This window comes from Methylobacterium sp. WL103, from assembly GCF_008039885.1.
In the GTDB taxonomy this organism is placed as follows: Bacteria; Pseudomonadota; Alphaproteobacteria; order Rhizobiales; family Beijerinckiaceae; genus Methylobacterium; species Methylobacterium cerastii.
Window position 1 is genome coordinate 1 of record NZ_VRUX01000011.1, and the last position, 21,621, is coordinate 21,621.

At 64.4% G+C, this 21,621-nt stretch carries 16 protein-coding genes, 2 pseudogenes and 1 riboswitch; of the genes and pseudogenes, 5 read left to right on the forward strand and 13 right to left on the reverse strand.

What is annotated here, in order from left to right:
- From FV222_RS01705 to FV222_RS01735, 7 genes and pseudogenes are all read right to left on the reverse strand, one after another.
- Positions 1-671, reverse strand: a pseudogene (locus FV222_RS01705) (nonribosomal peptide synthetase MxaA); the annotation flags it as partial.
- A 2-nt stretch (positions 672-673) separates the two neighbouring features.
- The gene (locus FV222_RS01710) at positions 674-1,525 is read right to left on the reverse strand and encodes a DUF58 domain-containing protein (RefSeq protein WP_147763053.1); all 852 of its coding nucleotides are present in this window, start codon (positions 1,523-1,525) and stop codon (positions 674-676) included.
- Positions 1,522-2,553: a MoxR family ATPase gene (locus FV222_RS01715; RefSeq protein ID WP_147763054.1), complete on the reverse strand. Its 1,032-nt coding sequence runs from the start codon at positions 2,551-2,553 to the stop codon at positions 1,522-1,524. The genes FV222_RS01710 and FV222_RS01715 overlap by 4 nt, the downstream gene beginning before the upstream one ends.
- Positions 2,554-2,630: 77 nt before the next feature.
- Positions 2,631-2,924 carry a methanol dehydrogenase [cytochrome c] subunit gene (locus tag FV222_RS01720; protein WP_147763055.1) on the reverse strand — a complete coding sequence of 98 codons (294 nt, stop codon included), beginning with the start codon at positions 2,922-2,924 and terminating at the stop codon, positions 2,631-2,633.
- 87 nt (positions 2,925-3,011) lie between these two features.
- Positions 3,012-3,605 carry a cytochrome c(L), periplasmic gene (moxG, locus tag FV222_RS01725; protein WP_147812789.1) on the reverse strand — a complete coding sequence of 198 codons (594 nt, stop codon included), beginning with the start codon at positions 3,603-3,605 and terminating at the stop codon, positions 3,012-3,014.
- 73 nt (positions 3,606-3,678) lie between these two features.
- Complete coding sequence (moxJ, locus tag FV222_RS01730; protein WP_147812790.1) at positions 3,679-4,590, reverse strand: methanol oxidation system protein MoxJ; 912 nt, start codon at positions 4,588-4,590, stop codon at positions 3,679-3,681.
- A gap of 133 nt (positions 4,591-4,723) precedes the next feature.
- On the reverse strand, positions 4,724-6,607 hold the full coding sequence (locus FV222_RS01735) for a methanol/ethanol family PQQ-dependent dehydrogenase (RefSeq protein ID WP_147763058.1): 1,884 nt from the start codon (positions 6,605-6,607) through the stop codon (positions 4,724-4,726).
- 421 nt (positions 6,608-7,028) lie between these two features.
- On the opposite strand from FV222_RS01735, the gene FV222_RS01740 reads away from it, so the two are divergent.
- From FV222_RS01740 to FV222_RS01750, 3 genes are all read left to right on the forward strand, one after another.
- Positions 7,029-7,778 (forward strand): serine protease, encoded by a 750-nt coding sequence (locus tag FV222_RS01740; protein WP_246685278.1) that lies wholly within the window; start codon positions 7,029-7,031, stop codon positions 7,776-7,778.
- A 628-nt stretch (positions 7,779-8,406) separates the two neighbouring features.
- Positions 8,407-8,616 carry a hypothetical protein gene (locus tag FV222_RS01745; RefSeq protein ID WP_147812792.1) on the forward strand — a complete coding sequence of 70 codons (210 nt, stop codon included), beginning with the start codon at positions 8,407-8,409 and terminating at the stop codon, positions 8,614-8,616.
- 341 nt (positions 8,617-8,957) lie between these two features.
- The gene (locus FV222_RS01750; protein ID WP_147812793.1) at positions 8,958-11,177 is read left to right on the forward strand and encodes a TonB-dependent siderophore receptor; all 2,220 of its coding nucleotides are present in this window, start codon (positions 8,958-8,960) and stop codon (positions 11,175-11,177) included.
- A 182-nt stretch (positions 11,178-11,359) separates the two neighbouring features.
- Positions 11,360-11,558, forward strand: a riboswitch (cobalamin riboswitch).
- A 55-nt stretch (positions 11,559-11,613) separates the two neighbouring features.
- Here the strand turns inward: FV222_RS01750 and FV222_RS01755 are convergent.
- The 5 genes and pseudogenes from FV222_RS01755 to FV222_RS01775 form a co-directional block, all read right to left on the reverse strand.
- Positions 11,614-11,967, reverse strand: a pseudogene (locus FV222_RS01755) (integrase core domain-containing protein); the annotation flags it as partial.
- A gap of 132 nt (positions 11,968-12,099) precedes the next feature.
- Positions 12,100-12,294 carry a hypothetical protein gene (locus tag FV222_RS01760; RefSeq protein ID WP_187277170.1) on the reverse strand — a complete coding sequence of 65 codons (195 nt, stop codon included), beginning with the start codon at positions 12,292-12,294 and terminating at the stop codon, positions 12,100-12,102.
- Complete coding sequence (locus FV222_RS01765) at positions 12,291-13,469, reverse strand: PepSY-associated TM helix domain-containing protein (protein ID WP_147812795.1); 1,179 nt, start codon at positions 13,467-13,469, stop codon at positions 12,291-12,293. The genes FV222_RS01760 and FV222_RS01765 overlap by 4 nt, the downstream gene beginning before the upstream one ends.
- Positions 13,470-13,507: 38 nt before the next feature.
- Complete coding sequence (locus FV222_RS01770) at positions 13,508-15,568, reverse strand: TonB-dependent siderophore receptor (RefSeq protein ID WP_246685279.1); 2,061 nt, start codon at positions 15,566-15,568, stop codon at positions 13,508-13,510.
- A gap of 836 nt (positions 15,569-16,404) precedes the next feature.
- Positions 16,405-19,578, reverse strand: a complete 3,174-nt coding sequence (locus FV222_RS01775; RefSeq protein ID WP_147812796.1) for an efflux RND transporter permease subunit — start codon at positions 19,576-19,578, stop codon at positions 16,405-16,407.
- Between FV222_RS01775 and FV222_RS30540 the strand changes: the two genes are divergently transcribed.
- Entirely contained in the window at positions 19,499-19,663 is a 165-nt protein-coding gene (locus FV222_RS30540; RefSeq protein ID WP_187275152.1) for a hypothetical protein, read from the forward strand. The two genes, FV222_RS01775 and FV222_RS30540, sit on opposite strands and share 80 nt — an antisense overlap.
- Here FV222_RS30540 and FV222_RS01780 read toward each other — a convergent pair.
- Positions 19,637-20,749 carry an efflux RND transporter periplasmic adaptor subunit gene (locus FV222_RS01780; protein WP_246685280.1) on the reverse strand — a complete coding sequence of 371 codons (1,113 nt, stop codon included), beginning with the start codon at positions 20,747-20,749 and terminating at the stop codon, positions 19,637-19,639. The two genes, FV222_RS30540 and FV222_RS01780, sit on opposite strands and share 27 nt — an antisense overlap.
- 202 nt (positions 20,750-20,951) lie before the next feature.
- On the opposite strand from FV222_RS01780, the gene FV222_RS01785 reads away from it, so the two are divergent.
- Positions 20,952-21,485 carry a TetR/AcrR family transcriptional regulator gene (locus FV222_RS01785; protein ID WP_056093220.1) on the forward strand — a complete coding sequence of 178 codons (534 nt, stop codon included), beginning with the start codon at positions 20,952-20,954 and terminating at the stop codon, positions 21,483-21,485.
- Positions 21,486-21,621 lie beyond the last annotated feature (136 nt).

Genomic DNA, 21,621 nt, shown 5'->3' on the forward strand with positions numbered 1-21,621 from the left:
GTGCCGACGCCCGCCTTCAGGCGGCGCAGCTTCCGCCGCGCCACCGCGAAGCTGCGCACGCGGCGCGGCCGGAATGGCGGCCACGCCCGGTCGCGGGCGAGGATGGCTAGCGTCGCCAAGGTCGCCGCCGCGAAGCCGCCGGAGGCCAGCAGCATCGGCCGGGCGTCGATGGCTCCGCTCGCGCCGTCCGGGCGCATGTAGTCGGCGGGATCGTCCTGGCGGGTGGGCTGCACCTCGCGCAGGGGCGAGATTGTGAAGGACCATCCCGGCACCACGGCCTGCGCGGTGGTGAGGCCTTGCGCGGTCTCGTTCGCCAGCGTGACGGCGAATCCCGGGATCTCCAGCGGGCGCGCATCAAGGGCGGCGTAGAAGTTCTGGTAGGTCAGATTGAGGCGGACGCGCTTGCCCCCGTCCGCGAGCGCGGTCTCGTTCAGGGCGACGCGGCGGAGGTCGAGCCAGTAGGCCAGCGGGCCAGGCTGGGGAAGCGAAGCCGGCTGCACCGAGAATCCGGCATCGACCACGAGATCGACCTGCGCCTGCACGAGGTCGCCGAGGAAGTAGCCGAAGGCGCGGGGGCTGCGCACCTCGATCGCGCGCACCTGCGCAGCGGCGGCGGCGGGAAGGAGCACGGCCAGCGCGAGGCAGAGCCGAAAGTCGAGGCGAAGGCGCATGCTCACGTCGCCAGCAAGTGGCGGCTCAGCGCCTCGGCGTCGAAGCGATCTTCGAGGCGAAAGGGTGGGCGGCCGTAAGCGCCGCTGATGCGGGCGAGCGCGGCGAGGCGCGTCTGCTCGCGCTCGCGCCAACGCCGACGGAGTGCGGGACGCATGAACACCACCCGGCGCCCGGCGCCTTCGAGATCGTCGAGTTCGAGCAGGCCCCAGGCGGGCAGCGCCGCGTCTTCGGCGGAATCGGCAAGCAATACCGGCACCACGTCGTGGAAGGCCAGCGCCTCGAAAAGAGCCGCGATCGCGGCCTCCGGCCAGCGAAAATCGGAAACCACGAAGACGAGCTTCGGGCGGCCGGCGAGTCGACGGGCGCCCTCCAGTAGGCCCTCGGCGCTCCGGCCGCGCGGCTCGGCCTCGGCGAGTTTCGCAACGGCGTCGAGGGCCTGCCCCGGCCGGCGGGTGGCTGAGAGGATCAAGTCGTCGCGCACCGTCTCGTCAGCCGCGATCAGGCCGAATCCGTCGCTGATGCGGGTGGCCGAGGCCGCGAGCCCGCGGCAGAGATCGAGTGCGAGATTCATGCGGGTGCCGGAGCCGCGGAAACGCATCGAGGCGGAGAGATCGACGAGCACCCAGACCTCGACGGCGGTGCGGGTCTCGAATTGGCGGACCCAGGTGTTCTCGAACGGATCGCGGAGCGAAGCGCGCAGGTCGATGCGGCGCGCATCCGGCAGGCGCAGGAACGGCACCTGATCGCGGAAGGTACCGAGGCCTCCGGTGTCCCGGCCGCGATGGGCGCCGGGCCGCAGGCCGCGCGCCCGTCCGCGGGGACGGTAGACGACGTCGGCGGGGAAATCGCTCACGGCGCCGCCACCGTCTCGAACACCGCCCGGCACAGCGCCGGGACGATAATCTCCCGCCGCATCTCGTAGACCGGTTCGAGGAAGACACGGTGGGCCATCACCGGCTGGAACACGTCGCGGATGTCCTCGGGCACCAGCCAGTCCCGGCCTTCGAGCCAAGCGCGGACGCGGGCGGCGCGCACGAGGAACGCAACGCCGCGGGGCGAGGCGCCGCCCTGGACGAGGGCGTCCATGTCGAGGCCCGGCAGCCGGATGCCGGCCTCGGCCGGCCGCACCAGCGCCTCCCAAAGGGCGACGACGTAGGCCTCGATCTCCGGCGAGGCTTGGATGCCGTGCTGGATCGCGCGGGCCACGCCGCCGATTGCGGCATGGTCGAGCACGCCCTCGGCAAGGCCCGAGACCAGCGCGTCGGTGTCGTGGAAGCGCGGCTCGAACACGAGGTCGCGCCGCACGCTCGCCTCGCGCGGCGCTTCGAGCCCGATCTCCATGAAGAAGCGGTCGCGGGCGGCGGCGGGCAGCTCGAAGGTCTCCTCCCGCTCGACGCGATTGCGGTCAGCGAAGACCTGGAGATGCGGGAATCGGTAGTCGCGCTCGAAGGCCCGGACACTGCCTTCGGCCATCAGGCGCAGCAACAGCGCGTGGACCTGCGGCCGGGCACGATTGATCTCGTTAAAGAAGAAGATCGACAGGTCGTCGGAGCGGCGCAACACCGGGCCGGGCTCGACCCGCGGGCGGCCGTCATCGGCGAGATAGGTGTGGTAGATGAGGTCGGAGGGCATCATGTCGACGGTGCCCTCGACGCGCTCGTAGGCGCCCCCGAGGGCGCGCGCGGCGGCCCGCAACAGGGTCGTCTTGCCGACGCCGACATCACCCTCCAGCAGCACGTGACCGCGGGCGAAGATCGCGATGGTGATCAGCCGGACGGCGCGCGCCTGCCCGATCACCGCCCGGCCGACCTCGGCTTCGAAGCGGGCGGCGGAATCCCGCCAGTCGGTGAGCATCGCATCGCCGGTGCGGAGCGTATTCATCCAGGGGCCTGAACCGTGTCGCGCTTTTCGTGATCGGCCGCCCGGAAATCCGGACGGCCCTATGTCGTCCAAAGCGATCAGTTCGCCGAGATCTTGGTCACGTCGTATTCGAACTTGCCGGTTTTCTTGGCGTTCTCGACCCGGCGCTTGTTGCGCTCCTCCATCTGCTTGATGGAATCGGCCTGCTTGCTCAGTTCCTTCGGATCGTGCTTCGGGTCGTATTTCGAGCCTGCGATCTTGTCGGGGAAGCCGGGCTTGGGCTCCCAGCAATTGCCGGCGGCCTTGCACTTGGTCCCGTCATAGGCCTGCGCCGGCAGGGCCATGCCGGCCGTACCCACGGCGAGGACCGCCGCAACGATGAACATCCGCATGATGGTTTCCTCCGTCTTGTCGAACGTCGGCGGGGCCGCCGCGTCTCGCCGCGCTTCGAGGCACGACAATCGATCCCGAATGGCGCCTCAGTCTTCCAGCGGCTTGCACTGGCCCTTGGCGTCCTTGGGAATGACTTCGCCCTGCTTGTAGGGCGTGTAATTCTTCTTCTGCTCGTCGTTGAGCCAGACCGCATCCTTGACCGGACCGGTGTAGAGGTGCCGGACCCAAGTGATCACCTGCAGCATGTCGTCGGGGGTCAGGTTCTCGTTGTGCGGCCCCATCATGCCGTTGGCGCCGCCGAAGATCGTAGCGAACAGCCCGGTATCCTCGGTGTTCGACGGATAGGTCCAGTAATTGTCGTTGAGGCCCGGGCCGAGCTTGCCCTCGGCCAGATGCCCATGGCAGCCGGAGCACGAGGTCGAAAAGAGGCTCTCGCCGTTGCGCAGGCACGACTTGTCGTCGATGTAGATGTTCTTGCCGGTCTCGAAGAACGTCTTCACGGCCTGCGTGTCGCGGCCGCCCTCCTTGCCCTGCGAGGTGTCGAGCTGCTCCCCCGTGACGGTGTTGCGGAACACGAAGCCGCTCTGCGGCCCGGCCGCCGGTTGTGCCAGCACGGAGAGACCCACCGTCACCGTCGCGAGACCGAGGACCGCAGCCAAAATGCCGTTTCTTGTCTTCATCGGTGTACTCTGACCACTTCACGCATGTCCCGTTCGGGCGAGGCCGAACCCGGAACCTTCGGTTGACGGGACTTCAGTTCGAGACCGGGGAGACCGGCACGCCGTCCTGCTTGAGGATCGCCTCGATCTGCGGACGGGCCTTGGCGATCCCGGCATCGAGGGCCTGCTGCAGGGCCGCATCGTCACGGCGCACGCCCATCGACTGGTCGAAGCTCTGCGGCATCCTCTGCCCGTCGCTGCGCACGGTGTCGTCGGGCACCGGCGTCATGCGGAGCGGCGTGGACGAGGCCTTCACGTAGCGTGCAACCTCGGGGGCGAAGGCGACCGCCACGTCGGCCTTGCCGCTCACGACCTCGCTGACCATCCGGCCCGGATCGATTTGGGTGTACTGGTTGCGCGGCGCGCGGAAGTTCACCAGCGAGTAGAGGTAGGCCATGTCTTCCTCGTAGCGGCCGATATCCTTGAGCATAGCCTCGCCGGGCGTGCCGAACGCGACCACCATGTGATCGACGGATTTCAGGCGCGGATCGGCCCAGGACTTCACGTTGAGGTCCTTGTCGGAGCGCGTCACGAAGACGTAGCCCGAGCGGTAATAAGGCTTGGTGCCGAGCACCCGCGGATCGCCGGTATCGAGGCCGACGACGACGTCGCAGAGCTTCTTGTCCAGCCCGTCGCGGACCAGATAGATCGCGGGCTTCGCAAACCACACGAACTGGGCTTTGCGCCCCATGCCCTCGGCGACGGCGGCGGCGATCCTGTTCTCGAGACCCGAGCCGTCCTTCATCGAGAGCGGCGGCTGGCTCTCGGAGGCGCAGACCCGCAGGATCGAGGGGTCGGCCGGCAAGGCGGCCGGTGCCTTGCCAGGCTCCGACTGGATCGCCTGCGCCTCGGATTCCTGGGCCGAGACCGGTACCGGCGAGAGGGTGGCCAACGCCAGGAAGGCGGCGGAATGGATCGCGAAAAGTCGTCCGCTGTTGCGCGGCATGGGCGTTCGTCCCCGTGGTCGGCTGCGTTTCTTGGGATCGTGCGGACGGTGCATGGCGTGCCCGTCATCCGCGTCGTCGAACTTCGTTCGAAGGTCCCCGCCGGCGGGTGGCCGGCGGGGATGTCGGTCGGTCTTATTGCTTGGCGGCCTGCTGGTACTCGCCGACGTTCGGATCGTCGTAGGGGCCCTTGCCGTTCAGCGAGAACACCATCACGCCGCCGCCCATCTGGGTGTAGTTGGCGAGTTTCTTGAAGGCGCCCACCGCGCCGAGGCCGGCAGTCGGATCCTGCAGGTCGAACACCAGACCCACGCCCGGCCAGCCGCCGACGCCGTAATAGATGGCGACGTACTGATCACCCTTGTGCGAATACGTGATCGGGTAGCCGATCGCACCCGACGGCAGCTTGAACTTCCAGAGGAGGTCGCCGTTATCGGAGTTGCGCGCCTTGATGTAGCCGTCGAGCGTTCCGTAAAACACAAGATCTCCGGCCGTGGCCATCGTACCACCCCAAACCGCGAAGCGCTCCATCTTCTCCCACTGGAACGCGCCGGTAATGGCGTTGTAGCTCTTAATCTGGCCAAGACCCTCGTAGTTCTGCCGATCGCCCTTCGGGCCGGGGTACATGTTCAGCGTAGCACCGACAAAGAACTGACCCGCGCGATAGGGCAGCATGAAGGGCTCCCAATCCATGCAGATGTGGTTGATGCCCATGAAGAAGGCCTTGCGCTCCGGATCGTAGGAGTCGTGGCCCTGATTGTGGTAGCCCATCGCCGAGGGGCAGACGTCCTTGGCGAGATGATCCATCCGAGTGCCGTATTCCGGATCGCGCACCGGCTGGCCGGTCTTGAGATCCACCGACTTGAACACATTGACGGTATCGTCGATCTTGTTGGCCGAGACCAGCGAGCCGTCGGTCCGATCGAGCGTGTAGACGATGCCGTTGCGGTCGGGATGGGTCAGGAGCTTACGGTCCTTACCGTCCTTGTCCTTTTGGTTGGACAGCATCATCACGTTGACGCCGGCATAGTCCCACTCGTCGTGCGGGGTCTTCTGATAGCCGAATTTGGCCTCACCCGTATCGGCGTCGCGGCCGAAAATGGTCATCGTCCACTTGTTGTCGCCGGGGCGCATGGTCTCGTTCCACGGCGCCGGGTTGCCGGTGCCGAAGTAGATCAGGTTGGTCCCCGGGTCGTAGGCGTACCAACCCCAGTTAGTGCCGCCGCCGATCTTCCAGGCGTCGCCCTCCCAGGTCGCGGTGCCGAGGCCCTTCTGGCCATAATGGGCATTCTTGATGTTGAAGTCGTTGGCCAGCAGCAGATCCTGGTCGGGACCGGTAGCGTAGGCGCGCCAGACCTGGGCGCCGGTCTTCACATCGTAGGCGGTGAGGTAGCCGCGCACGCCGAGTTCGGCGCCGGATGACCCGATGATCACCTTATCCTTTACGACGTAGGGCGCGATCGTCAGCGTCGAGCCGACCTTGATGTCGGAGTTCTCGACCTTCCACACAGTCTCGCCGGTCTCGGCGTTGAGCGCGGCGACATTGCCGTCGAGCAGGGTCTTGAGGATCAGCGCGGGGGTCTTGCCGTCGCCGGGCCAGTAGGCGAGGCCACGATTCACGAGATCGCAGCAGGCGACCGCGCGGGCGGCCGGGTTCTGCTTCGGCTTGTCCTGCCACAGGATGTGGCCTGGATCGTCGAGGCCCAGCGCGAAGGTGTTGTTCGGGAAAGAGGTATGGACGTACATTTTGCCGTCGACGACGACCGGCGCGCCCTCGTGGCCGTTGAGCAAGCCGGTGGAGAAGCTCCAGGCCGGCTTCAGCTGCTTGACGTTGTCGCGGTTGACCTGCTTGAGCTTGCTGTAATTGTCCGAGTCGTAGTTCTTGCCGGGCATTACCCAGTTTTCGTCTTTGTTTGCGAGGTCGACGAGCTTGTCATTGGCTGCTGCCATGCTCGCGAAGGCGACCGGCCCGAGGGCGACGATCGCCAGCATTGAAACCGAACCGAGTAGTTTGCTCATTCGTGCGTCTCCTGGCCTAGCCGCCTCGTCTTTCGACCTTGCGGTCATGCGTGGCTATTTGTTGCAAGGTTCCGGAACAGTTATGCCGGACTCCGGCATATCATAAGAAGACGATAAGATTTAGTCGTCTTATGAAGAACTTATTACTGTTCCTTCGCCCTCCATCTATAAGCATTTCGAAGAATGAATGTCTTTGCGCAATCAAACATTTTTTGTCGGGATGATTCGGCAATACTCTGGGATGATGGTTCCGCGACTTCTCAGCGCTTGACCGAATGCCCAGCGGCGTCGCAGGAAAGGCAAATCCCCTGGCTCGAACCGGGCGGAGCGGGAGGTTAGGCCGATGGAGGTGGATGGCCGGCGGTGGCGGTTCAGGCGCGTCGCCGCGCTCCTAGGGGGGCTGTGGCTGGCAGGAGCCGACTTGGCCCCGGAGATCCGGGCGGAATCAGCAGGCGCCGGGTCACGGCTCGCCGCGCTCTATCCGCAGGACGGCCGGCGCGACATGACCGGCGCCGACGTGGCGCGCTTCCCCGGGGCGGGCGTCCTCTATTGCCACCGCCCCGATGGCGTGCCTCAGAAGGCCGCCGCCGCGTGGCTGATCGGCGACCCCTCCGTGGTGGTGCTCAACGCGCACAATTTCCGGAATCGGCGAATGGAAGTCACCCGCGCGATCGCGGACTGCTACTTCCACATCGGCGGACGCAACTACGATTTCGTAGTCGAGAGCTTGCACCTCGGGACAGCTCCTGGTGCCATCGCGCTGCACATCACGGACGACTGGGCGATCCTGCGCCTCGCCGAGCCGGTAGTCGGCGCCACGCCGCAGACGGTGCCCACAGCCCCCAACCTAAGGGAGGGCGTCGTCGATCTACCCGTCACGATGGTCTCGCCGGGCGGCCACGAGAACTACCGGGGACCCTCGAGCCTGGAGTCCTGCCGCATTCGCCAGATCGATCCGCCGAGCGAGGACGGGATTCGTCGCGCTCGCCACGATTGCAACGACGGCTATGGCGGTTCGGGATCAGGCCTGTTCGACGAGGCTGGACGTCTCGTGGCAATACAGAGCGCGTCACTCTCTATGAATTCGCGGCGGTCCTTCGATCCAGACTTTCACTATGGATCAGCATTTCTTATCGAAGGTCAATTATTGGACGCAATTCAGAAAAAATAGTGCAAAAATATAATCCAAGTATAAAAATTACTCATATATATTTAAGTAATTACATAATTGTATCGTATATTTTTCGGAGTGCAACTCAATCATCCAGCCGCGTGGCTCTGAAACGAAAGTCCGCTTTGCCATTCTTTGAGTCCAAAGCGGACAGACTGCTTGCCACCCAACTCGGTCGTAGAGCGGACCGGCAGATCCCGACCCAACCCAGTCATTCCGGGTCCCTAAGGCGATGCCCGGAAGCGGACATTGAGCGGGCCAGCTCCGTATGGCTGGAGTTGGCCGAAAGTCGTACAACTGGTTTCGGTAGCGCGATGTGCCAAACCGGACACGCAAGCATCGCCGCTAAACCGTCAGAGGCGCACGTTTGCCCGACGTTTAAATAGCCGACACGGTTTACCGACAGAGCTGCAGCCATTTTTCGTAGGCGGAACCGCGGTTTAATCGATCGCCGTGAAAACGGTCGGAATTCAGACGCATCGTTCAGGTTGCTTTCAACCTATTTAAAAGCCGCACACAGTCTGCAACAGGCTTCCGGGAACCATGCCCAGCTCGGCCAGTTGACCCCCAGATTATATCTGTTCTAATTCGCAACTGAGGGCGGCCGTTGGCTGCCGGCTCCGTGAGGATGACGACCATGGCGAACGCCCACTGCGACAGCTGCAAGTTCTTCGATGAGCACAAGGGCAACAACGCCCCGGCGGCTGCGGATGCCGGCCTGTGCCGGTTCAACCCGCCGGTCAGCCAGCCAGCGCCGGAGTCCAAAGGCCTGTGGCCGGTGGTTGGCGCCAACGACTGGTGCGGCCATTTCACAGCCGAGATGACCGCGGCCGAGTAAGGTCGGGCTTCTTCACCTAACGATCAGGGCCAGCCGCGAGGCTGGCCTTTTTCGTTGCCGGCACCAGCGGGAGCAACGAAACGGCAGCCATGCCCTCTCGTGGCCGCTGCCGGCCGTTTCGGCAGACAGGCCCGGTCCGACGACCAGGCAATGCTGATCGCCCGAGCACAAATGCGTTTTGCTATGGCAAATGGAGCGCTCAATAAACCATAGCTTAGAATTTCTTCAGATTTGAACCGTTGTAAGTGTGTGATCTATAACACATTTCCGGCTTGCTCTAAGATCCGTGACCGCCGATGACACTGGTATTGCGCTAGTCCGAGCGCGCGCCAGCGTGATCCATGTCCCACCGCTTCTCGCTCCTTCCCGTCCTTCTCACCACCACCGTCCTTGTCGGTCCCGTGGTGGCACAAGATGGCACGGTTCAACTCAACGAGATCTCGGTCGATGCAGTGGGGCCGAGCGCTTCCGCCCCGGGCCCGGCAGGCTCCGGCGGCCTCAACGTCAGCGCTGGTGACGCTGGCACGGCCGCCACCAGTGGCGGCGGTGGCGGCCCTTCTGGGATCACCGGCTACACGGCCCGTGTCTCCACAGCCGCCACCAAGACCAACACCCCGCTGATCGAGGCCCCGCAGTCGGTCTCGGTGGTAACCCGAGAGCAGCTCAACGACCGCAACGTTCAGAGCTTCACCGACGCGGTCAACTACGTCCCGGGCGCCATATCTTCTCGATCAGGCTTCGATCCACGGTTCGACCAGGTTTTCATCCGCGGCTTCGACGTGCTCACCAACCAGGGCATCTACCGCGACGGCCTGCGCGTGATCGGCAGCGGCTTCGCCTACCCGAAGAGCGAGCCTTACGGCGCGGAGGCGCTCACCATCCTGCGGGGCCCTGCCTCCGGCCTCTATGGCCTCGGCTCGCCCGGCGGCATCCTCGATATCACGAGCAAGCGGCCCGTCTTCGTGCCGTTCGGCGAGGTGCAGTTCCAGGCCGGCAGCTTCGGCCGCGTCCAGGGCAACTTCGACGTCGGCGGTCCAATCGAGGGTTCGGGCGGCACGATGGCCTACCGCCTCACCGGCGTGCGCCGCGAAGCAGGGACCTTCATCGGCCTCGGTACGAACGACGACCAGCTCAATATCGCGCCCGCCTTCACCTGGAAGCCGTCGGCCGACACCACGTTCACGTTCCTTAGTGAGTTCCAAGTCACCAACACGCCTGCGGCGACGTTCTTCTACAATGACCCTGGTTTTCGGGTATCCAAGTTCTACCAGGGTGACCCGCGCTTCATCGGCCTCGACCAGACTCAGTACCGTGTCGGTTACGCCTTCGAGCACTTCTTCACGCCCGACCTCGTCTTCCGCCAGAATTTTCGCCACTACGGACTGTTCCTGAGCGGGAAGTACGTCGACATCAACAACATCAACGACGCACGAACGATCGGCACGCGCGACACCGGCTACATCCGCGAAGGCTTGGTGCAGCAGACGCTGGACAACCAGTTGGAGGCGCGTTTCGCCACCGGCCCGGTCGCCCACACCGTGGTCGGGGGCGTTGACTATGCCCGGTACAGCCTGAGCGAGCGCCTCGGCTTCGGCCTGGCCCCGGATCTCAACCTCGTCACGCGCAACTACGGCCAGCAGTTCATCGCGACGCCGCCCCTCGGGTCCGCCTCACGCCAGACCCAGGATCAGGTCGGCGTCTACCTGCAGGACCAAGCCAAGTTCGGCGACTTCATCCTGACCGTGAACGGGCGCCACGACTGGGTCTTCCAGGACAACTACGCCACGCCCGACAGCGCGGTCTCGCGCCAGGACAACAGCGCCTTTACCGGCCGGGTCGGCCTCGGTTACGTTCTGGCGCCGGGCTTGGTGCCGTATGCCAGCTACGCCACCACTTTCACGCCGCAGGTTGGTCTCGATCGAAACGGCCAGGCGTTTAAGCCGGCCACCGGCGACCAGATCGAGGCGGGCGTAAAGTACCTGATCCCCGGCACCAACATCCAGACGGCGTTCGCCGGGTTCGACATCAACCAGTCGAGCATCCTGATCCCCGACGCGAGCAACATCGCGTTCCAGACCGCTGGGGGCGCCGTGCGCTCGAAGGGCTTCGAGGCCGAGGCGACCGCTAATCTCGCGCCCGGTACGAACCTGACCATCGCCTACACGCACGTCGACATCCGGTTCGTGAAATCAACCACGTTTACCGGCGACTCCCTCAACGGGAACCGCGTCTCCGGCATCCCCAGCGATACCTACGCGTCGTTCCTGACTTATGCCTTCCCGCTATCTTCAGCCCTGCGCGGGCTGCAGATCGGAGGCGGCATTCGCTACATCGGATCCAGTTACGCGGATGATCAGAACACCGTACGCAATACCGCCGTGACGCTCTACGACGCCCTCGTTGCCTACGACTTCGCTGCGCTCGATCCGAAGTACAAGGGCTTCCGCGCGCAGATCAACGGCTACAACATCTTCAACCGGAGCTACACGACCTGCTCGTTCGGCTTCTGCAACTTCAACCAGCCAGCGACCGTTATTGGCAGTCTTATCTATCGTTGGTAAGATAGAGAACCTTAGACCGAAAATCGACTGTCAGAAAAGCTTCGAAGGGTAAGTGGCGGCAGTTGGCTCAATTCCCGGAAGTGGCCATTCGATGACAGCAAGGCCACGGATCCCATCGGTTACAGCGAGGCCACACAAGGCCGCCGATCTTGTTCATGGCGTTGACGAGGCTTGTCAGAGCAGCCGATGGTGACAGCGACGGTTCCCACTGGGGATCAAAAGGGAACGCGGTGAGGGCTCTCGCCCGAGGCCGTGGCTGCCCCCGCAACTGTAAGCGGCGAGCCCATCATCAACACGTCACTGGGGCCTCGGGCCTGGGAAGACGATGAGAGGGCGGTGACCCGCGAGCCAGGAGACCTGCCTGTCCGTCGTCAGATGATTTGGGACATTCAGCGGTGTTCAGGGACAGAGGCTCTGGTCCATCTGGGGTAGGAGGTTAGGCGGCCTGCGCGTGGTGGCGCAAGCGGCGATCCATCAGGGTCTGGCGCTTGATGCGTTCCCGCTCGGCCAGGATCCCTTCGCCGCGTCCGAAGTAGACGTCAGCGGGCGTGAGGTTGCTCAGGCTCTCATGGGCTCGGGCATGGTTGTAGTGTTCGACGAAGTCGGCAACCTGCGCCTCCAGCTCGCCGGGCAAGTAGGCGTGTTCGAGCAGGATGCGGTTTTTGAGCGTCTGATGCCAACGCTCGATCTTACCCTGCGTTTGAGGATGGCATGGCGCGCCGCGGATGTGGGTCATGCCCCGAATGCCGAGCCAGTCAGCCAGGTCGCTGGCGACGTAGCTCGGCCCGTTGCCCCAGAGCGGACTACCGGAAAGAATATTAATCTATTTATACAGCAAACGTAAGATTTTCCACTAAAATTCGACCTAGTAGATGATTTACGTCATGTTTGAAAATCGCCGTGCAAAATGTTTGGCCAGGAGTTATCGGTATGTCTTACGGCCGTTAATGTAACCGACAACTGCCTGCACGAAAGGCGCCGTCGTGCAGAGGAAGCCGACGCCTTTCCAGATGCCCTCGTCCCCGAGCATCAGGACCAGCCCGAACGTGGTCAGCACCCACAAACCTGTCGCGAACAGGATCGGGTGCCGCTGCCACATCTTGAAGGGCGGCATCATACGACACTCTTGGGCGTCGCGCGGACGCGTCTTGGCCGCTTTCGGGTCCACCAGAGCCATGCCCCGTTTCCGGTGATGAACAGGGTGGACCAAGCGAGAAGGCACCATAGGAGTTTGAGTGGCCAGGACCCGTAATCACCGAAGTGCAGGGGCTGTGAGATCCGAACGGCTGTGAGGTACCAGGGCAGCGTGGCAACTTCGGATACGTGCGCATCACGGGCATCGACCAGCGCGATCTCGAACAGGCGCTTCTGCAACCCCGTAGGGCCGGCGAGAAGCACGGTGAAATGCGTATCTGTCGAGAATGCTGTGCCCGGATATATCAGCAGCGTGGCCCGCCACCCCGCGCGTGCCGCCTCGGCCGATGCCCTGACGGTATCTATAGAGGCCGACGTCGACGTGCTGCCCGGCACGGCTGACTCGTAGGTGGTCGCGAGCCTGCGCAATTCCGTCGTCTGCCACGTCATGAGGGCAAGGCCGCCGAGAGCCAGGGCGATACCCGTTACCGAGACGAGAAGCGTCCAGCCGAGGGTGGCGACGCCAATCAGCGTGTGCAAATCGCGCTGACGCAGAGGCTCCCCGCGCATTCGTCGGATCGCGCCGAAGGCCAGACCTCTGACGTAGGGGCCGTAGATCACGACGCCCGACAGGAGGCAGACGACCACCAATAAGGCGACGATCCCGCCGGCGAGCTGTCCCGGAAGGCCGAGAAACCAGTTCGCATGCAGGGTGAGCATGAATCCGGTCACGGTGGAGCGTGGGTCCGGCCGCGACAGGCGCGTGCCGTACCGTGCATCCAGGGTGACCGGGATTGCGCCCGCGAACGTGCGAGCACCGGGCGAGCCGAGGTTCACGGTCACGCGCTCAGGGTGGTCGCCATCGAGATTGATCGCGATCACGCGCTTGCCGGGTTCGGCGGAGTGGGCGGCCGCGACGAGATCGGCGAGGGGTCTGACCGGCCTTTCCGATGCCTCGACCGGCAGGTCGACACCGGTCCACTCGTCGATCTCCTCGTGGAAGATGAGGATGGTGCCGGTGAGGCATAGAACAAGAAAGAACGGCGTTGCGACGAGCCCGCACCAGCGATGCAACCACAGGCCGACGCGAAAGGTCCGCGAGACAGCAAAGCGGGAAGCATGAACGCGTCCGCGCGCTGTCAGGGTTTCGGTCGTCATCGGCGCGATCCCTGGTGGAAGGGCTACAGTGATCTCGCCTACCAGCGATACGTCAGAGTGCCGAAAACGCTCCGGCGGAAGCCTTCGAAGACGTAGCCCGTGTAGAAGCCCGCATTGAAGTAGCGCTGATCGAACAGGTTGGTGGCGTTCACCGAGAGCACGGCGCCCTTCCAGGCCGGGTCGAGTCGGGCGAGGTCGTAGCTGATCGAGGCGTCGACCAACGCGTAGGACGGGATGTTGTCGACGTTGTTGGCATCCGTCCGCTGGCCGACGTAGCGCACGCCAGCGCCGGCCCGGAAGCCGCCGAATGGCGAGCCCAACGGGAACGCGTAATCCGCAAATAGCGAGACCGTGTTGTTCGGCGCGTTGGGCAGCCGGTTGCCGACCAGCGCAGGGTTAGCGGCGTTCTTCGTCACTCGCGTCTCGAGATGGGCGAAGCCGAAGATGAGGTTGAAGCCCTCGAACAGGTTCGCTTTGCCCTCCAGTTCGAAGCCCTTCGACTGCGCTTCGCCGGTCTCGACGAAGAAGCCGGGATTTGCGACGTCGGCCAGCGGGATGTTGGTCTGGGTGATCTCGAAATACGAGGCGGTGTATAGCGCGTTGCTGCCTGGAGGTTGCCACTTCACGCCGCCTTCCACCTGGGTCGCGTCGCGCGGGCTCAGCGCCGAGCCGTCCGCCCGCTGCCCCGCGATCTGCGGGTTGAACGAGGTCGAATACGAGGCGTAGGGCACGATGCCGTAGGGCAACTCGTAGCCGAGTGCAGCGCGGTAGCTCAGCGCGGAGAAGCTCTGCTGATCTACCGTCGTCCGGTTAAGCGTGGCCACCGGCAGGTTGGGGAAGTTGAAGGTGCTAGTGATCCGCTGGTCGACCCAGTCGTTACGCACGCTGCCCGTCAGGATAAAGCCGTTCCACTTCATCTGGTCCTGAAAGTAGAGACCGGTCTGCTGCTGCGCGGCGCGTGCGGAAAAATTCGTCCGTTGCGGGAAGGCGATGGCGAGGTTGTAGACCGGATCGTAGAGGTTGATCGATCGGTTGGCCGCAGCCAGCGGATAGCCGTTCGGGTAGGTCCGCGAGTCGCGGCGATAATAGTTCTGGAAGTCGACGCCGAAGACGACGTTGTGCTGCACGTCCAGCGTCGCGAACTGGCCCTCGACGTGGTTGTCGGCAAGCAGTCCCTGGCTCGACTGGTCGCGGAGATAGGGAAACACCGAGACGGCGAGGAAGCTCGTTGGGGTAGCGGCAGGCGACGCGCCGACCGCATCATACTTCGATGTGGTCTCGTAGGCTCGGAAGGCCGAGTGCAGCAGCCAGCCCGGCGCGAAGGTGTGGTCGAGGATGTAGCCGATCTCCTTGTTCTCGAGGAGGCCGGTGTTGAAATTTGGCTGCCCGACGAAGATGTCGCGCTGATAAAATCCCTTGGTGCTCGGGATGATCGAGCCGACGATCGGCAGGCTCTGCTCGGAGCCGCCACCGCGATACTCGGCATACTTGGCGAGCACGGTGAGCGAGGTGTCGGAGTCGGGCCGCCACGTCACCGACGGCGCGATGAAGGTGCGGTCGTCGGGCGTGTACTTCACCTGGCTGTCGGAATTTCGCACGAGGCCGGTGATGCGGTAGGCGAATTGCGGTGCGCCCTCGACCGGGCCAGTGAGGTCGAAGCCGGCCTGGATGCGATTACGGTTGCCGCCCTGGAGGAAGACCTCGTTGAACGGGGTGAAGCTCGGCCGCTTTGAGACAAGGTTGATGATGCCGCCGGGCTGGCCGGCGCCGTAGAGCACCGAGATCGGGCCCTTGATCACGTCGATGCGCTCGTAGGCGTAAGGCTCGATATTCTGGTCGAACGAGTTGAAGCCGTAGCGCAGGCCGTCCTGGTAGACGCTGTCGAAGTTGTTGGCGTTGAAGCCGCGTAGTGTGAAGGTCGGGCCGCCCTGGCCGCCGGGATAATCTACCGCCTGGACGTTCGGTGTGTAGGCCACCGCGGTGTTGATGTCCTGCACGCCGCGGACGTCGAGTTCCTCGCGAGTAATGACGCTGACCGTAGCCGGCGTCTCGAGGATCGAGTCGTTGCCCTTCATGCCGGCCGTTGAACGCGTTGCCACGAAGCCGGCGGTCCCGAACGTCGGGTTTTGGCTCTCGACAGTAAGTTCGTCCAGGGTGACGTTGGTATTGCCGCTGCCAGCGCTGGGCGTATTCGAGGTACCTGGTGGCTTCGACGCCTGGGCCTGGGCAGCACCGATGCCGGCGATCAGAGCAGCCGACGCGACGCCGACCAGCAGGGACCGACGAATGCATCGGAATGCGTTGATATCAGCTTCAAATCTAACCACGACCGCCGCCCCGTTCCGATTTGCCGCGTCAGCAGCTTAAACATTTGGCTAAGGCAAGAGCATTTCCATCTGCAACTACAGTGATTTAGAACTAGTCTAAATTTAAGATATAATCGGACCCTTATAATTTTCGAAGTTTATCTAAATTGTTAAAATACAACACGATTTCAGATAATCGATATTTATTCTAAATCAGTCGAAACACATAGAATCTCGACGCAGATTTGTAGAAAGAGATATTTTAGCCACACGCCGATGCTCATCCGTCCGTATCAGGATGTCGAAATTCGGCGCACTCCAGCGCCCATCGGAATGCTGATCGTGCATGAACACGCATGGGTTGCTGTATCGCCGACATCGGTCGAATGTCGAGCGTCTGCTTCCGCAGTTCAAATTCCCAAAAGCGGCCCTTCTCTAAACCACCCGACCCGGTCGTCGAACGGACGGGCGGGTCCCGACCCAACCCGGTCTCTACTCCTTCGTCGGGACTAGTCGGAAAGCGGTCGGTCGTTGTGCTGTGCGTTCTGGTTTGTAGCCGAGCTGCTTGGGGAGCGCGAAAGTAGGGTTCGATGATTGCCGGAGGCAAACCTCCGGCAATCCGTCACTCATTATCGAACACCGCGCGTCATATCGATGTTCGAGGGCAAGCTCATCGTTTCATCGGCCGCACGCGGAGACGTGGCTCTTGGCCTGCCGCGGAAGGCAGAGGCAATCAGCACGTAGAACAGCGGGGTGACGAACACGGCCAGCACCGTCGCCGTGATCATGCCGCCAAGCACGCCGGTGCCGATGGCCCGCTGGCTGTTCATGCTCGCGCCCGTGGCGACGGCCAGCGGTACCACGCCGAGGATGAAAGCGAACGACGTCATGACGATGGGCCGGAAACGCAGCTCACAGGCTTCGAGGGCCGCCTCGCGCACGGGCCGCCCCTGTGCCACGAGTTCCTTGGCCACCTCGATGATCAGAATCGCGTTCTTCGCCGTCAGGCCGATCACCGTGATCAAGCCGACCTTGAAGTAGACGTCGTTCGGCATGTCACGAAGCAGCATTGCGAAGACCGCACCGACCACGCCGGTCGGCACCACAAGCAAGACGGCGAGCGGGATCGACCAGCTCTCGTAGAGCGCGGCGAGGCAGAGGAAGACACAGAATAACGCCAGGGCGAGCAGGTACACGGCCTGAGAGCCAGAGAGCTTCTCCTGCAGGGATTGCCCGGTCCAGGCATAGTCGAAGCCCGCGGGCAGTTGCCCGGCAAGGCGCTCCATCTCGGCCATGGCGTCGCCGCTGGCGAAGCCGGGGGCGGCGCTGCCCGAGATCTTGATACTCGGATAGCCGTTGAACCCGACCACCTGTGCGGGACCCATGGTCCACGCGATGCTGGCAAAGGATTGCAGCGGCACCATCTGGCCCTTCGCATTGCGGACATGCAGGTCGAGCAGATCCTCGGCCTTCATCCGGCGCCCGGCTTCCGCCTGCACTATCACCCGCTGCATGCGGGCCTGATTCGGGAAGTCGTTGACGTAGGCCGAGCCGAGGCTCGTCGAGAGCGCGTCGTTGATGTCGGCGAAGGTGACGCCAAGCGCGCTCGCCTTCTGCCGGTCGAGGGAGAGCTCGATCTGCGGCGCCGTGGGTAGGCCCTCGACGTAGACGCCCGCAAGGACCGGGCTCTGGCTCGCCGCCTTCAGCAGCTGGTCGCGTGCAGCCGCTAGCGCGGCATAGCCCTGCTGCGCCTTGTCCTGCAGGCGGAAGGCGAAGCCGCTCGAATTGCCGAGTGCCTCGATAGCCGGCGGTGACAGCGCCATGGCGATGGCGTCGGGCAGGCCGCCGAGCACCGCGTTGGCGCGGGCGCTGATCGCCCCGGCCCCGTCCTTCGGTCCACGCTCCTTCCAGTCCTTCAACGTGACAAAGGTGATGGCCGCGTTCTGGCCCTGGCCCGAAAAGCCAAAACCCAGCAGCGTGACGCGCGCCGCTACGGCCGGTTCGGCTTCGAAGTGTTCCTCGATGCGCTCAGCCACGTCGAGTGTGCGGCCGGTGGCCGATTCCGGCGGGGTCTGCGCGTCGACGATGACGTAGCCTTGGTCCTCGATGGGTAGGAAGCTCGACGGCATGCGCACGTATCCCCAGCCGAGCGCCGCGACGAGTGCGGCGTAGACGAGGAGCGAGCGCACCGGCCGCCGCAGCATCCCGGCGACGCCCGCCCGGTAGGCCAGCGTGCCGGAGTGGAAGCGGCGATTGAACCAGCCGAAGAACCCACCCTTATTAGCATGGCCATGGCCGGCCTCGACGGGCTTCAACAGGGTCGCGCAGAGGGCGGGCGTGAGCGACAGGGCCAGGAAAGCCGAGAAGGCAATGGAGGTTGCCATGCTGACCGCGAACTGCCGATAGATCACCCCGACCGAGCCGGGAAAGAAGGCGAGCGGCACGAACACGGCAATCAGCACGGAGGTGATGCCGATGATCGCGCCGGTGATCTGCCCCATGGCCTTGCGGGTGGCCTCCCTCGGGGAGAGGCCTTCCTCGCTCATGATGCGCTCGACATTCTCGAGAACCACGATGGCGTCGTCGACCAGGATGCCGATGGCCAGGACCATGCCGAACATCGTCAGGACGTTGATGGAGAAGCCGGCCGCCAGCAGCGCGCCGCAGGTGCCCAAGAGTGCCACCGGAACCACGATGGTCGGGATGACGGTGTAGCGCACGTTCTGCAGGAACAGGAACATCACCGCGAAGACGAGCGCCATCGCTTCAGCAAGGGTCATCAGCACCTTCCTGATCGACACTTCGACGAAGGGCGTGGTGTCGTAGGGTACCGTGACGCTGACATTCGCGGGCAGCGTGCGCTGGAGCTGGGCGATCTTGTCTTTTACCCCGGTCGCGGCGGCGAGCGCGTTGCCGCCGGGTGCGAGCTGGATGCCGATGCCGGCGGCCGGGCGACCGTCGAGGCGGGTCTGCATCGTGTAGGACTGGCCCGCGAGCTCGACCTCGGCCACGTCGCGCAGGCGCACCAGCGAGCCATCCGGGTTGGCGCGCAGGACGATCTCCTCGAACTCGGCGACCGTCGTCAGCTGCCCCTTCACCAGCACGCTGGCGGCGATGCGCTGACCTTGTTTGGCAGGCTGGGCGCCGACGAGACCGGAGGCCACCTGGGCGTTCTGTGCGCCCACCGCCGTCGTCACATCGCCGGGCGTCATGTTGAAGCCGACGAGCTTCATCGGGTCGATCCAGATGCGCAGCGCCTTCTCGGACGAGAACAGGATGGCGCGGCCGACGCCCGGCACGCGACGCAATTCGCCCAGGATGCGCCGGGCGGCGAGGTCGCCGAGATCACTCTCGCTCAGGGAACCGTCGCGCGAGCTCACGACGACGAACTGGAGGAAGCTAGTGCTGGCCTCCTCGACGATGACGCCCTGCTGCGTCACGGCCCGCGGCAGGCGCGCCTCGATCCGCTTGATCCGGTTCTGGACCGCGACCGTGGACTTCGAGGGATCGGAGCCCGGCGCGAAGGAAGCCATGATCTGCGCCTGGCCCGAGGTGTCGCTGGTAGACTCAAAATACATCAGCCCCGGGATGCCGTTGAGCTCCTCCTCAATGATGCGGGTCACGCCGTCGTAGAGACGCTCGGGCGGGGCACCCGGGTAGACGGCGGTCACCTGGATCGTAACGGGGGCCACGTCCGGGTACTGCGAGACGGGCAGGAAGGCGATGGAGATCGCGCCCACCAGCATGATGAAGATGGAGATCGCCCAGGCGAAGATCGGGCGTTCGATGAAGAAGCGGGTCATGGGAATGCGCCTGCGCGAGCGGAATACCGGGACGGCACCGCGGCTGTTGGGACGGGGATCAGGACTTGCGGGATGCCTCGGTTGACCAGGCACCCTTCCAGGGGACCGGGTTCACCGGCATCCCGGGCTGGATCTTCTGGAAGCCCTCGACGACGACGACCTCGTCGGCCTTCAGCCCCTCCTCCACGATCCATCCCGCACCCGTCAGGGCGCCGGTGCGGAGCGGCCGCAGCGCGGTCTTTCCGTCCACGACGACATAGGCCTGCGCCCCCCCGGCGCTGCTGCGCTGGATGGCCTGGGCGGGGACGACGACCGCGCCGGGAATCGTTCCCTGCCGAACCTGGATGCGGACATAGGTGCCCGGCAACAGGGCGACACGGGCGTTCGGGAAGGTGGCACGCAGACTGACCTGACCGGTGCCCGGGTCGACGCTGACGTCGGTGAACAGGAGCCGGCCGGCATCGGGGTGCAGGGACCCGTTGGGAAGAACGAGCCGCACCTCCGCCGCTTCCTTCCCGGCTGCCTGTTCAACGAGCAGGCTCGGGTCCGAGGCGGCCGCGTTGAAGTCGGCGTAGATGGGATCGACCTGTTGGATGAGCGCGAGCTTGGTCGCTTCCGCCTGGCCCACCAGTGCCCCCTCGGTTACCAGGGCCCGCCCGATGCGGCCGCCGATGGGGGCACGCACGGTGGCGTAGTCCAGGTCGATCCTGGCGCGCGCAAGCTGGGCCTTCGCGCTCGCGACGTCCGCCTCGGCTTGGCGCAAGGTTGCGATGGCGATGTCGTGTTGGGCGGTGCTGGCGGCCTGCTTCTCCAGAAGGGTCTCGGTGCGCTCCGACTGGCGCAACGCCTGGGTCCGCGTCGCCTCCGCGCGCGCCACGCCTGCCGTCCTGGCATCGACCTCGGCCTTGTAGACGGCCGGGTCGATGCGGAAGAGGACATCCCCCTTCCTGACAAGGCTGCCTTCCTCGAAGGCGCGCTCCTGGATAATCCCGGAGACCTGGGCCCTCACCTCGGCCACCCGCGTCGATGCTAAGCGCCCCGGCAGGTCGAGGGTGCGCGGCACCGTGGCCGCCGCCGCCACGACGGTCGAGACATCCATGGGCGACATCTCGGCGGCAGGTGCGGCCGGATTGCTCGCCTCCGGCTTGCAGCCGGTTAGGGTCATCGCCATGAGGAAAGGCAAGACGAGCCGGACGATGACCGGACGCCGATGATCAGGCCGTCTCATATTGTGGCATACCTCAGGTAGGAACGGGTCGTGGATGGCGTCGGATCGCGCTCGGACTGGTCTTGCGGTTCCGCGACTTCCTGGTTGGCATCGCACACCGCCGCGTTTAAATCCATACGTATGGAATGAAAAAGGGAATGGCTGAATGGGTCGCGCAAGGACCATCGACCGCGACCGGGTATTGGATGTCGCGGAGCAGATCGTCAGCCGGGACGGGGCCACGGCCTTGACCTTCGACGCCGTGGCGAAAGCCTCGGGCATCACCAAGGGGGGGGTACAGTACTGCTTCGGCACCAAGGACGATCTGATCGCCGCTATGGTGGAGCGCTGGTTGGCAAGATTTGACGCCGAGGTCGCACGGAGCACCCCGCCGGATGCTGACAACGTCGCGCGCGCGCGCGGTTACGTCGTGGCATCCAAGCGGATCGATGAAGCTACCCAGACCAAGATGGCCGGGATGCTCGTGACGCTGCTGCAATCGCCCGGGTACCTGCACCGCGCCCGCACTTGGTACGCGGAATGGATTGGTATGTTCGACCCTGGCTCGGCGTCCGAGAGCCGCGCGAGGACGGCCTTTCTCGCTGCAGAGGGCGCCTTCTACCTACGCAGCCTCAACCTCATCGAATTGGACCAAGCTGGGTGGGATGACGTCTTTGACGACATACTCAAGCTCGTCTGAGCGGCATTTTCGAAGCTCGACGCGCCAGACTTTCCTTGCCGAACACACCTTCGCGACGGTCCAGCTCAAATTGCGAACGGAAAGGGGGCTGGAATGCGGAGTCCTGTCGTACCGTATGGTCTACTTCGATCGGAGC